The organism is Psychroflexus sp. MES1-P1E, from assembly GCF_002836055.1.
GTDB lineage: Bacteria > Bacteroidota > Bacteroidia > Flavobacteriales > Flavobacteriaceae > Psychroflexus.
The window spans coordinates 1-12391 of the sequence record NZ_PJBS01000307.1 but is presented as its reverse complement, the minus strand read 5'-3'; the positions used below and the strand labels follow the sequence as shown (position 1 = coordinate 12391).

General features: G+C 34.6%; 17 protein-coding genes. 6 read left to right on the top strand and 11 right to left on the bottom strand.

From position 1 onward, the window contains the following. The first annotated feature begins 12 nt into the window (after window positions 1-12). From CXF67_RS10370 to CXF67_RS10360, 3 genes are read left to right on the top strand one after another with little or no spacing between them, the layout of a single operon-like run. Window positions 13-438: a VOC family protein gene (locus CXF67_RS10370; RefSeq protein ID WP_102088675.1), complete on the top strand. Its 426-nt coding sequence runs from the start codon at window positions 13-15 to the stop codon at window positions 436-438. Between the two features lie 2 nt (window positions 439-440). After that, the gene (locus CXF67_RS10365) at window positions 441-1505 is read left to right on the top strand and encodes an AI-2E family transporter (RefSeq protein ID WP_102088674.1); all 1065 of its coding nucleotides are present in this window, start codon (window positions 441-443) and stop codon (window positions 1503-1505) included. Beyond that, the gene (locus CXF67_RS10360; protein WP_102088673.1) at window positions 1471-1890 is read left to right on the top strand and encodes a YkvA family protein; all 420 of its coding nucleotides are present in this window, start codon (window positions 1471-1473) and stop codon (window positions 1888-1890) included. Before CXF67_RS10365 ends, CXF67_RS10360 begins: the two co-directional genes overlap by 35 nt. Before the next feature lie 3 nt (window positions 1891-1893). Here CXF67_RS10360 and CXF67_RS10355 read toward each other — a convergent pair whose 3' ends face one another. From CXF67_RS10355 to CXF67_RS10325, 8 genes are all read right to left on the bottom strand, one after another. Next, window positions 1894-2778 carry a bifunctional 5,10-methylenetetrahydrofolate dehydrogenase/5,10-methenyltetrahydrofolate cyclohydrolase gene (locus CXF67_RS10355; protein ID WP_102088672.1) on the bottom strand — a complete coding sequence of 295 codons (885 nt, stop codon included), beginning with the start codon at window positions 2776-2778 and terminating at the stop codon, window positions 1894-1896. Window positions 2779-2793: 15 nt separating this feature from the next. Further along, on the bottom strand, window positions 2794-4122 hold the full coding sequence (gene ffh, locus CXF67_RS10350; protein ID WP_015025303.1) for a signal recognition particle protein: 1329 nt from the start codon (window positions 4120-4122) through the stop codon (window positions 2794-2796). 118 nt (window positions 4123-4240) lie between these two features. Continuing rightward, complete coding sequence (locus tag CXF67_RS10345) at window positions 4241-4747, bottom strand: inorganic diphosphatase (protein WP_015025302.1); 507 nt, start codon at window positions 4745-4747, stop codon at window positions 4241-4243. A gap of 124 nt (window positions 4748-4871) precedes the next feature. After that, window positions 4872-5288: a DUF2141 domain-containing protein gene (locus tag CXF67_RS10340; RefSeq protein ID WP_102088671.1), complete on the bottom strand. Its 417-nt coding sequence runs from the start codon at window positions 5286-5288 to the stop codon at window positions 4872-4874. Window positions 5289-5761: 473 nt separating this feature from the next. After that, entirely contained in the window at window positions 5762-5986 is a 225-nt protein-coding gene (locus CXF67_RS18835; RefSeq protein WP_257984663.1) for a hypothetical protein, read from the bottom strand. Between the two features lie 60 nt (window positions 5987-6046). Next, on the bottom strand, window positions 6047-6376 hold the full coding sequence (locus CXF67_RS18830) for a hypothetical protein (protein WP_257984662.1): 330 nt from the start codon (window positions 6374-6376) through the stop codon (window positions 6047-6049). A 313-nt stretch (window positions 6377-6689) separates the two neighbouring features. After that, on the bottom strand, window positions 6690-7577 hold the full coding sequence (locus CXF67_RS10330) for a FecR family protein (protein WP_102088670.1): 888 nt from the start codon (window positions 7575-7577) through the stop codon (window positions 6690-6692). Between the two features lie 42 nt (window positions 7578-7619). Then, window positions 7620-8141 carry an RNA polymerase sigma factor gene (locus tag CXF67_RS10325; protein WP_102088669.1) on the bottom strand — a complete coding sequence of 174 codons (522 nt, stop codon included), beginning with the start codon at window positions 8139-8141 and terminating at the stop codon, window positions 7620-7622. A gap of 120 nt (window positions 8142-8261) precedes the next feature. On the opposite strand from CXF67_RS10325, the gene CXF67_RS18825 reads away from it, so the two are divergent. From CXF67_RS18825 to CXF67_RS10315, 3 genes are read left to right on the top strand one after another with little or no spacing between them, the layout of a single operon-like run. Next, window positions 8262-8516: a hypothetical protein gene (locus tag CXF67_RS18825; protein WP_257984661.1), complete on the top strand. Its 255-nt coding sequence runs from the start codon at window positions 8262-8264 to the stop codon at window positions 8514-8516. Window positions 8517-8569: 53 nt separating this feature from the next. Beyond that, window positions 8570-8719 (top strand): hypothetical protein, encoded by a 150-nt coding sequence (locus tag CXF67_RS18820; protein ID WP_257984660.1) that lies wholly within the window; start codon window positions 8570-8572, stop codon window positions 8717-8719. Between the two features lie 16 nt (window positions 8720-8735). Continuing rightward, complete coding sequence (locus tag CXF67_RS10315; protein ID WP_102088668.1) at window positions 8736-8969, top strand: hypothetical protein; 234 nt, start codon at window positions 8736-8738, stop codon at window positions 8967-8969. Between the two features lie 165 nt (window positions 8970-9134). On the opposite strand, the gene CXF67_RS10310 is transcribed toward CXF67_RS10315, so the two are convergent. From CXF67_RS10310 to CXF67_RS10300, 3 genes are all read right to left on the bottom strand, one after another. Further along, window positions 9135-9827 (bottom strand): hypothetical protein, encoded by a 693-nt coding sequence (locus CXF67_RS10310; RefSeq protein WP_257984659.1) that lies wholly within the window; start codon window positions 9825-9827, stop codon window positions 9135-9137. A 124-nt stretch (window positions 9828-9951) separates the two neighbouring features. Beyond that, a complete protein-coding gene (locus tag CXF67_RS10305) occupies window positions 9952-10209 on the bottom strand; it encodes a hypothetical protein (protein WP_180957960.1) in 258 nt (85 codons plus the stop codon). A 114-nt stretch (window positions 10210-10323) separates the two neighbouring features. Further along, window positions 10324-12391 (bottom strand): DUF5686 family protein (locus CXF67_RS10300; protein ID WP_102088667.1); only part of this gene is annotated, 2068 nt, incomplete at its 5' end.

The window sequence follows — 12391 nt, the reverse complement described above, 5'->3', positions numbered from 1 at the left end:
AAAAATACTACCATGACGTCTTTAGCCCCCTTCCACCTTGCTATCCCTGTAAATAATCTAAGCCAAGCAAGATCATTTTACAGTAACACCTTAAGCTTTAAAGAAGGTAGGAGCGATTCACATTGGGTTGATTATGACTTTTTTGGTCATCAATTTGTTATTCACGAAGACAAAACCCATCAACCTAATCCAAATGCCTTCAGTGTAGTGGACGGTCATGAAGTTCCTATACCCCATTTCGGTGTTGTTTTGGCATGGAATGATTTCCATGAGTTCGCAAAAAGGTTAGAGAATTTGAATATCGACTTCGTTATTGAACCCTACATAAGATTTCAAGGAAAGCCTGGCGAGCAGGCCACACTGTTTTTTAAAGATCCAAGTGGAAATGCATTAGAATTTAAAAGCTTTAAAAATACAGATCAAATCTTTGCTAAATAAAAATGGATAAACTCTCACCAAGACTTGTTAGACAGCTCTTCATTCTATTGATTATTCTTTCTCTCGGAGGTCTTATTTTTGGAGAACTCCTCCCCTATATCTCGGGAATATTAGGCGCAATTACCTTTTATGTTTTATTGAGGGGTCTTATGAGATGGATGCTCAATAATGGCTGGAACCCAACTGTAAGTGTCAGCATATTGATGGTCGCCTCCTTTATTTTAATTCTTGTTCCTGTCTTAGGAATTATTCTTATGCTTTCTTCCAAAGTAAGTAGCGCTATCCAGAATTCAGAAAAAGTCATTGAAGCCACAAAAGCTCAGTTGGTTCAGATTGAAACCATGTCTGGAATTAATCTCGGAGAAAAAATTGACAGTACAGCCGTAACCGATTGGTTATCTAACAATTTACAAGGGTTGGCTGGAGGAACTTTTGAAGTTTTTATCTCGATTAGTATCATGTATTTCTTATTATATTATATGCTACTCAATCAAAAAAAGCTAACGATATCTATGGAGACCTATATCCCTATCGATGTAGAAAATCTAAAACTCATCGCTAAAGAGTCTGCAAAGAAGGTGAAAGCAAACGCCATTGGAATCCCTCTTGTTGCTCTTTTTCAAGGCATCATTTCTTTGATAGGATATTGGATTTTTGGAGTTCAAGAAGCTATGTTTTGGTTCGTCATAACCACTATTGGTTCAATGATCCCATTTGTTGGGACAGCAATTGGTTTTATCCCGGTAACTTTATTGTTTTACTACCAAGGAGAAACAGCCTCCGCTATTGGGGTTTTGCTTTATGGCTTTGTGATTGTAGGATCTTCAGATAATATTGTTAGACTACTTGTTCTTAAGAAGATGGCCAACGAACATCCGCTCATCACTTTAATAGGAGTTATTATTGGAGTTCCCTTATTTGGTTTTATAGGATTGATCTTTGGACCTTTATTACTCTCTTTATTCTTGTTGGTAGTCGTGATTTACAAAAAAGAATATGGTGAATTCGAATCTGAAAAAGAAATTAAATTAAATGAAAACATCAAACAAGAAAAAGAAGAAAGTTGACAAGAATTTTATTGAAAAAGGAATAGAAACTGTTTCAGATATAGATTTTGAAACTGTCTTTAATAAAAAGGATCAATTGTTTGCGAAAATCAACCATCCCAATTGGAAGAAGTATAAAGATAAAATAATTCTGATGTTTCAAATGCTAAAAGATGTAAAGCAAAAGAAATATCCTGAAACACCTTGGAAGACTATAGCAGCAATGATTTTTACCATTCTCTATATTATTAACCCTTTAGATTTGGTTCCTGACTTTATCCCTTTTCTAGGATATCTAGATGACATCACCGTTTTCAGTTTTGTCCTAAAGCTCATTAATGATGACTTGTTGGATTATGAGAACTGGAAAATAGCCAGATCCGAAGAGATCACTACTACACTATAGCTATTATTCTCTCAATCTATGCAACTCTCTAGCTAAGAGTGTGTTTTTTAATAACATAGCTATGGTCATTGGTCCTACTCCTCCTGGTACAGGTGTAATAAAAGAGGCTTTTTTACTTACATTTTCATAATCTACATCACCAGTAATAATATAGCCTTTTTTAGCATTCTCATCTGGCACTCTTGTAATTCCAACATCTATAACAACAGCATCATCGCGAATCATTTCTGCCTTTAAAAAGTTAGGAATACCTAGAGCTGAAATCACAATATCCGCCTGGCTTATGATTTGTGTAATGTTTTTAGTATGACTATGGGTTAGGGTGACTGTCGAGTTACCCGGCCAACCCTTGCGACCCATCAAAATACTCATAGGTCTTCCTACAATGTGACTTCTCCCAATCACAACCGTATGCTTTCCTTTGGTGTCTACATTATACCTTTCCAATAGTTCTAAAATCCCAAAGGGTGTCGCAGGAATAAAAGTGGTCATATCCAATGCCATTTTTCCAAAATTTGTCGGATGAAAACCATCCACATCTTTCTGAGGATCCACTTGCATCAAGACCTTTTGGGTATCAATTTGAGGAGGTAAAGGAAGCTGAACAATAAACCCGTCTATGTCATCATCTTGATTAAGCTCTTCAATTTTATCTAACAATTCTAATTCTGAAATATTACTGGATAGCTTAACCAAAGTAGATTTAAATCCAACTCGTTCACAAGCTCTAACTTTACTTCCTACATAAGTAAGACTAGCTCCATCATTTCCAACTAAAACTGCGGCAAGGTGTGGTACTTTCTCACCTTTAGCTTTCATCTTATCAACTTCATCTTTGATCTCATTTTTGATGTCGTTGCTGCATTTCTTACCGTCAAGAATTGTCATGTATTTAGATTTTAGTTATTGCATCTTTTTCATCATCTCCATCATTTTATTACCGCCACCGCCTTGCATCATCTTCATCATTTTACTCATTTGAGTAAACTGCTTTAGGAGTTGATTTACCTCTTGAACGGAAGTTCCGGAACCTTTTCCTATTCTTTTCTTTCGGCTAGCATTTATGCTAGTTGGATTTTCCCTCTCATGTGGAGTCATGGAATGGATCATTGCTTCTATATGCTTAAAAGCATCATCATCGATATCCATATTCTTCATCATCTTTCCAGCACCAGGAATCATTCCCATTAAATCCTTCATACTTCCCATCTTCTTCACCTGTTGGATCTGCTTTAAGAAGTCATCAAAGCCAAATTTATCTTTGGCAATTTTCTTTTGGATTTTTCTAGCTTCATCCTCGTCATATTGCTCTTGTGCTCTTTCCACTAAGGAAACAACATCTCCCATTCCCAATATACGATCTGCCATCCTAGAAGGATAGAAGACGTCTATAGCATCCATCTTCTCACCAGTACCAATGAATTTAATTGGTTTATTGACCACAGACTTAATAGAGATTGCTGCTCCACCTCTAGTATCACCATCTAATTTTGTAAGAATAACACCATCGAAATCTAAGACATCGTTAAAAGTCTTGGCCGTGTTGACCGCATCTTGTCCTGTCATAGCATCGACAACGAATAAAGTTTCCTGAGGCTTTACAGCCTTGTAAATATCGGAGATTTCATTCATCATGACTTGGTCGACAGCAAGTCGCCCAGCCGTATCCAAAATCACAACATTATGTCCATTTTGTTTAGCATGAGCTATTGCAGCTTCTGCTATTAAAACTGGGTTTTTTTCTTCTTTGTTAGAAAATACCTCAACGCCTATTTGGTCTCCAACGACATGCAATTGATCTATAGCTGCAGGTCTATAAACGTCACAAGCAACCAGCAAGGGTTGTTTAGACTTTTTGGACTTTAGGTAGTTGGCCAACTTACCAGAGAAGGTTGTTTTACCAGACCCTTGGAGTCCAGACATTAAAATAACGCTAGGATTACCCGATAAATCAACTTCTTCTGCATCACCTCCCATCAATTTTGTCAACTCGTCTTTAACGATTTTGACCATCAATTGATTAGGCTTTAAAGTCTTTAAAACATCCTGACCTAGGGCTTTTTCCTTGACGAGGTTTGTAAAATCTTTTGCTATTTTAAAGTTGACATCGGCATCTACCAATGCTCTTCTTACTTCTTTAAGTGTCTCTGCTACATTAACCTCTGTAATCTGTCCATGTCCTTTTAAAACATGAAATGCCTTGTCTAATTTATCACTTAAACTATCGAACATAATTTCATCTGTATTTGTGCAAAAATAGGAATTTGAAATCTATTAAAGAAGATTTTTATTAACTAAAAAAGCCACTTCAAATAAAGTGGCTTAAAATTAGTGTAGATGATATAACCTCTTATAAACTGAAGTTATTGGTCACTGTATCGCTTTCTTTGTAGCGCGCTATAGCTTTATCAACTAAATCTTTAGCTTCTTGCTCATCGCCCCAGTTTCCTATGATCACTTCTTTATTTTCTAAATCTTTATACGTTCTAAAAAAGTGCTCGATTTCTTTGATTGTATGAGGGTTTAAATCTGAAAATTTGTGAACATCATCTCCCATTGGATCTGTTACTGGAACACAAATAATTTTTTCATCAGGGCCTTTTTCATCAGACATATTCAGAACACCTACAGGTCTAACCCTAGCGACACAACCTGGAACAACAGGATTGGTGAATAACACTAATACATCTATAGGGTCGTTATCTAAGGCTAAAGTTTCTGGGACAAAACCGTAGTCTGCAGGATACATCATTGAAGTATGCAACATCCTATCGAACCTAATTTGCTTTAAGTTAAAATCGTACTCGTATTTATTTCTACTTCCTCTCGGGATCTCTATCAAAACATCAAATGTCATAATCGCTTATTTATGTAAATTTTAAGGATCGCAAAAATAGCAAAATCTTTGACTTATAGTTAAAAAATATGTAAATAAAAAACCTGACTCAAAAGTAAATTCCGAGTCAGACCTTCTTACTTTATTAAAACTCGAGAAGAAGTTCCTGTTTTTTTGAGTTTAATTCAAATTTAGCGCCATCCCAAGTTGGATATTGATTAGGATCCACAGATCCAGACATCGCCCAAGGTTCTGATGGCATTCCATCTGACTCACGATCCATTGTTTTATTCCCATTAAGGTCATGAAATACTGAAATCGCATAAGAGCCATAGGCCACTCCTTCGAAGGTTACTTCTGAGCCATTTGAATCTACTTTAACCATTTTTCCAATAGTAGGTTGTCTTAGGAAATTATCCTTTTCAAAAATTCCAACATAGAGTTCTCCGTTAGTTTCTTTTACATTCTCAAATCTAACGGTCAAATCTCCCGCATCCTGAGCAACAAGACTTTGAAGAAAAAATAGTAAAGCTAGTATCATTAATTTCACAATAGTATACATGATATTTGGGTTTTAAATTCATGTCAAAAATAGAATGAAAGCTTCATTGTATTCTTAATTAATTGACGAGCAGTTGAATAATTCAGATGAACCGTAAAACATTCAAAAGAAAAAAAGTAATACCAAATTAAATTTATAATGTCGTATGACATAAATTTAATTATGCTACGACGTAGCTCAGCACAAGTATTTTGATTGATTGACGTTGAAAATAATTAGCATAGCCTTAGTTATGCTAATTATTTTTGATAAAAAGCAGGCGAAAAAAGCCTGTGCCGAATTCGTTTCGGTAAAAGGATTTATTGCGATATTATAGGTTTAAATTGGTGTAATTGTGCTAAAACCGATAGGTCAAGAAAAGATTAGGAGTCAACTCTAGATTTCTAACGCGACTATTTTCTTCAGTGGATCCAGACTCATCTAGTCTGAAAACTGATTGGTTAAAGTGTCATTATTGAAGAAGTTCAAAATACTCAACCAGTTTCTAAGGCTGAAGAATCAAAGTTGAGCGTATAACTTCCTGAAAAATTAAGCTGAAAATAATCTTGCAAATTGGCTTCGTTTGGACTTAGGAAATTTAAACTTGGATTGGTTTGTGGAGACAAAATTGGATTATCAAGACCTATATCTGTGGTTGGCTTACCTGAGAAATAGCGGCCACCAAAAGATAATTTAAGCTCATCTGAGTCGTAGCTCATCCCAAATGCTGAACTCTGTCTGATTTCAAAATTATTAGCAAACTGCTGAGGATCAAAATTTTAGACATCATACCTATTATCCATCACAGAGAAGTTAACCCAAAAAATGAACTGATTAACTCTTTTTTGAGCAAGAAACTCAGCACCAAAAACCTCATAATTTCCACTTAACCGCAAAAACTCCAATTGGTTTTGAAAGCCTTGACTGCCTGAAGAAATGCTTTCTACATTTGATTGAGCTTGCACCCCTTTAGTATTAAAATACTTAGGATGATAGAATTTCAACTCTGATAGTTCAAGCGTAGAATCGACAAAGACTTTTCCCATGCCATTAGATTCTCCCAAAAGCTTAGTATTTCGGTATATTTTTACACCAAAAACGGGAGACAAGGCATTTGCATTTAAAAACGTCTAGCACTTTAGATTCCTTTTATAAGAAATACTTATATATTTTTCAGTAATAAAAGTAAACTCAAGAGGGAGTTGTTGTTCTAAGAACTTTAAATCTAACTTAAGCTCTACGTTTTGTGGAGCAAGGACTCTGACATCAGATAAATCTTCAGACTAATAATTAAACGACACCTCATATTTTTCTTCTAGGGTAATAAGTAAATCAACAAGACTTAACTTTTTAAAGGGTTGGCAAAAAAGGGAATTGACTGATAGGATAAACAATATTAAAAAAAGAAATCTCGTAGAGGGTTTATTGGGTCTCATCATCAACAAAAATGAACTTATTTCTATTGATAATTTTGAAATTGATTTGATACGTTTTAACTAAAATATCTAAAGCCAAGGATAAACTATCTGAAGGTAAACTTCCTGTAAAACGCTTGTTTTGGTTGAGCTTAGATATATCTATTTCTATAGTATAGTCTTTTTCTAACTGAAGGATTACTTCAGACAAAGGAGAGTCTTTAAATACATTCGCAGTGGATATCCAGTCTGGCTCATCTATATAAACATTACTTTGCTCTACTTTGCGCCCATTTTGAAAAGCAACAAACTCGTCTTTTTCTAAAATGATTTCATTTTCTAATGAGGTCACCTTTACTGATCCTTCATAGCAGACTACTCTAAAAATAGAATCTCTGGACTCAATATCAAAGCGAGTTCCCAACACTTGAACGGTTCCTAAATCGGTTTTAACCGTAAATGTTTTTCCTTTAGCCACATCAAAATAAGCCTTACCGAAAAGTGTGGTGGACCTATCAAAACTCCAAAACCAATTATTAAATTGAAATTTGCTATTTTGAGCTAGAATAACTTTAGAGTCATCGGGAAGCAAAACCGTTTCTTGGGAGTTGATTTTGGATGTAAAATCTTTATTGGATAAAGTATAAACAAGTGTTGATACTCCAATAATTAAAAGGGTAGATGCAGCTATAGACCAATTAAATTTAGTTTTTCTACGGCTGTTTTTTTTCTTCTTAATAGCCTTATAAACTTCATCTTTTTTAAACTCTGGCTTTTGAAAATGCGCTGAATACATTTTGATCTTCTTTAATGTATCAAATCCCTTCGTGTTTTTGACAGCCTCATCATCTACTTTACCGTCGAGCCAATCTACTAAATTATATTTTTGTTTCATTTTTATACTCTCTGTTTAAAGAATAATTAAAAAGGGTTTACCCTACTTAAATTCATCAATTTTTTTTCTCACCCCCTCTAAAGCCTTTTGCATGCGCTTCTCAACAGCCTTTACACTTATGTTCAAAATTTCTGCTATTTCTTTATAAGATCTATTATCAATCCGATGGAGCAAGAAGGCAACTCTTTGCTTTTCTGACAAGTCTTGTATAGCTTTTTCTAGCTTTACCTTAAACTCTTTTTCATCCATCTTATACTCTGGGCTTTGGAAATCTTCAGTCCGTTGAGGCTCAGTCTTTGCATACTTCAAAACCACCTTTTGGTGTTTGTATTTATTTAAAGAAATAGTATTGGCTACTGTGTATAAATAAGATTTTGCCTTTGCAAAAGGAACCTTTTTACAATTCTCCCAGAGCTTTAAAAAAGCTTCCTGAACAGAGTCCTCTGCCATGATTTTATGACCAAACTTATAGAAGAAGTAATTATTTATCACTTCTGAATTTTTGCTATAAATCCCTTCAAAAACCTGTTCTTCACAAACATTATTGACGAGTTGTTTCTCCATAGGATCTCCTTAACTAGTTTTATATAAACAAATGACAATATATAAACCCTAATTGAAAGTTAGGGTTTATATGGAAAAAGTTGTTATATCTTAAGATAGGTTTTTATAAATTTACAGATTATGAAACAATTTTACGGATTTGGTTTCTTTTTTATTTTACTCTCTTGTCAAACTGAGGAATTTTTTGAACAAGTGGATAAAACTTCTAGTCTTACAAGTCTAAGTGAATTGACTGGCCTCATCTCCAGACTTCATCAAAACCCGACCGCTTTTGACGATTTCATCGATAATTCTAATAGCCTAAGCCTTGAATTTCAATACGAGATTACCATCAATTCAAATAACGCCTTCACCCTAAATGAATTTGATGACTAACAAGCGGAAACTCTTTTAAAGGTGAATGGACTGCAGAAATTGATGAGGAAGAATTGATTTTTGAGCTGGATTTTGAAAACAATGAACTATTGGAAGAGTTTAATGAAGATTGGGTGGTCGACAGGTTTTCGACCCCAAATACTATTGAACTTTCCGATGAAGATACTGATGAATTGAGTTTTTTAATAGTTGAAAAACTCTAACTAATAAATTTATTTAATGAATTCTAATCAACCGACTACAGAGGATTTAAAATCCAAATTAAAAATTTTAAACATTATTTTTTATTTAGCCCTATTAGCATGGTTAATTCTCATTGTAGTTATCCTTGTCAGACTTTTTACTTCCCAGAGCACTCAAACATTATTCATTGTTTCTATCCCATTGGTTGGGGCACTTTTGATTTTAAGCCAGATCAAAACTAGGATTAAAAATGAAATAGAGAATGCCTAAAACACAACCCTTTATAAATAGTTTTATGCAGCATTTCTTATCCCAAAATAATCTCTGGATACACTACAATATCACATTAAACTGATAGATCAATAAAAAATATAGCATAAAAAAAACCTATTTGGCGATCCAAATAGGGAGTTAAAATGGAGTCTAGAACACTTTCTAGTCGTCTAGTAAGTCTAGATAATCTTTAATTGCATTTTTAATTCTGTAGGCAAGTTGTCTGTTACCATCCTTATCTTCTGGGCTTATTTCAATGACTCCATTTTCATTTCCATCTGTAGCACCACTTAAATCGACAAAACCAAATACTGAAGTTAAATCAAATTCAAAAATAACTCTGTTATTATTGTCCTCGGTGATCACAAGATTTTGACCGGCATCTTCGTCTTCTATTTCAAACTCTTCACTGAAAGTGTGGGAAAATTCAAATTCTGTTCCTGAGATTGTTCCTCTCATCAGGATAGATTTTTGATATAAGTCACTACTTGGATCACTGCTTCTATCCATTTCAAACTCTACTTCTTCATATTCTCCAACCGGAATTTCAACGTTAATCACTGTGATCACATCTGAATTTAGATTCAGCTCGAAAGGACCATTTAATTCGAAATCGTCATCATTTCCGTAATTTCCGTCATTGTAATCACCGTCGTCATCAAAATCGCAACCATCGTCATCAAACTCTGTTGCATAAATGCTAAAGTCGGCTCTGAAATAGATTTCAGTTTCACTTTGCAATTCGATTTCATAGACATAAGGGTCATCGTCATCATCTTCTAGTTCTTCTTTACAAAAAGGATCGTTCGGATAATTGCCCTCTAGATAAGCTACGATCTCACTAGGTAATACCAAATTAAATTTATAATGTCGTATAAATAAATTGAATTATTTTTTGATTGATTGAAGTTGAAAATAATTAGCATAGCCTTAGTTACGGTAATTATTTTTGATAAAAAGCAGGCGAAAAAGAAACGATTTATTGCGACATTATAGGTTTAATTTGGTATAAGTCTTCAAAAGTCAAATCATACTCATCGTCAGAATCAGATGAATTTCTATCACCAAATTCGTCTGCAAAATCGAATTTAATATTTTTAATGTTGATGAAAAATTCAGCAACTTCTACACTAGCAAAAGAGGTTGCGTCAACAGGGGCTTTGATTTCTAGATTAGATTTAGGAGTAGTGCCTAGATTTGGATCTGAGACAGAATCGTCTAACGAGCAGGAAGACATTAAAACTAATCCAAGTAGGTCCTACTGTTGATTTAAGAGTTTCATTATGTGTTTGTTTTAGGTGTTTAAGTATAAAACAACACAAAATCTGTTTACCCTACTTTAAAATTTATTTTAGAATTGAAACCCAAATCCACCTGTCACCCCAAATTTTCTGGCACTAGGGAGATCATTATAGTTACCCCTAAAGTGAAAATCTATTCTTAAAATCCTAAATATATTACCAATCCCAAAGCTATAGGACCAATAGGGCTCTCGGCCTGGCGCCCTTAATATCGGATTGGAAAATGAAGCATTAAGCAACTGATTTTCTTCTGAAATACTCCCTGCAACTGCTCTCACCGAGACAATTTCTCTTAAATCTAGCTCCCGAAGCCATGGTATTCTGGAAAAGAATCGACCATTGAAGTTATGTTCAAAGTTAACACTCGCGTAAGTATCTGTTGCAAAATCATAAAAATCTAATAAAGGAAATGTGCCTTGTATAGAAAACAAGGTTTGGTTACCCGGTACAATGCTCAATAAGCTTAAAGGAACGGCCCCAAAGGTTTTCCCTAATTCTACAGTGGAAATAAAACTACCAAAGCCACCAATTTGGATAGGTTGTCTATAATAAAACTGCAGCTTCTCGTAGTCGAAATCATTCGTGGTAATGTTGTTCAGTCCTTTTGTATAATTAAAAAAGAGTTCTGGATATTTATCGGTGTTTACCGTGAGCCGCTCCACCCCATAGCCTGTCGTTTCTCGACCTGGAGAAAATCGTATAATAGAAGAGATTTCCACTTGTTCTGTTACAGCCTTGGTTTCCGTGCGCTCTGTATTTGTAAAGTAATCTAAGCTAAATTGATCTGATGCGGATTCCAGGCTTTTAAAGTTTCCCTCAAACCTTAAATTAAAATTCTTCAAAGGTTCAAAGGCAATTGAAAAACTAGTCAAGTTAATACTAGTAAGGCTCGTATTTGCTCCAACTGTAAGTACCGAAGATGAAGCCAAGTTTCTCCCTAATACATCGGTAGAACTGGTAAGACTAGCACCAAGTTGCTCCACATCTCTTCTATTTCCTCCAGCGATAGTCAATCTTGTTTTTGGGTCTAACAGCCATTTCCCTGATATACCATACTTAAACTTATCATCTCCAAATCCATAAGCCATGAATCCCTGAACTCTCCAAAGATCGTTTTGAGAAAAATAAGTTCTTCCCCCAACTCTTAATCTTACGCCTTCTACTTCATTAAAGCCAAAGGTTGAAAATACCGGACCAAAGTCCCAGCCCTTTTGCTCCCAATATCCTGTAGCTAAAATAGTTCCTACATTATATATTCGCTTAAACGCATCTACGGTTTTAAGGGTATCTAGAGTTTTATAAACCTGATTTTCATCTTTGTTTAATTCCTCTTGTCGATTTTGAGTCCAAAATTGGTCATCTCTATTATATATAGCTTCGTTGTAGACCTCTGGCTGATAATTGTAAAAGGAACTCCCTTTAGGCTTATCGAATATATAATTATCATATAGGGTGGTACGTTTTCCATAGACTCCACGAGATTCCTCTTTTTTAGTTAAGGAGAAATCGGTCATAAATAAATCTTTAGTAATCAAAAAAACAGAGTCGTTAAGCACATCAAACTCTTGTTCAATGTAGACATCTTTTATCCAGTTGATATTAGCGCCTTTGGACATGGCCAAATTTATTTTTTTGATAGCCCAGGTCGTATCATTAACCCAAAAATCTCCTTTAAAATTGAGCTCGCCTTTTCGTCTAGGATAATAGACAATATTATAGCACCACTTTTTATCTATGTAGGTGCTATCAGTAAGCACGTAATTGTAATTATCTATACCGGTCTTTGACAGAGGACTTACAAAACTTTTATCAAAAAATTTGATATAATTATTATAGACATCATATTCTGCGTACAGATCTTTAATAAAGGCGATAAGACTCTGGTTATTGCTAAATCCTGAATTTTTATTCCCGGATAAAATTTCCTTCTCCTTATTTAAGACATTGCTTCCATAAACTTCGGAAGCTGCTTCATTGAGAAAAATAGGCAGATAAGTTTTTCCAGTAACAGCGTTCGTATCTAAATCATCAAAAATAAACTCCATACCATTGAAAATCCTACTATTTATAAGCGAACTATCTATGGTATTAAGATCAAATTCAAGTTTTTCATATTTT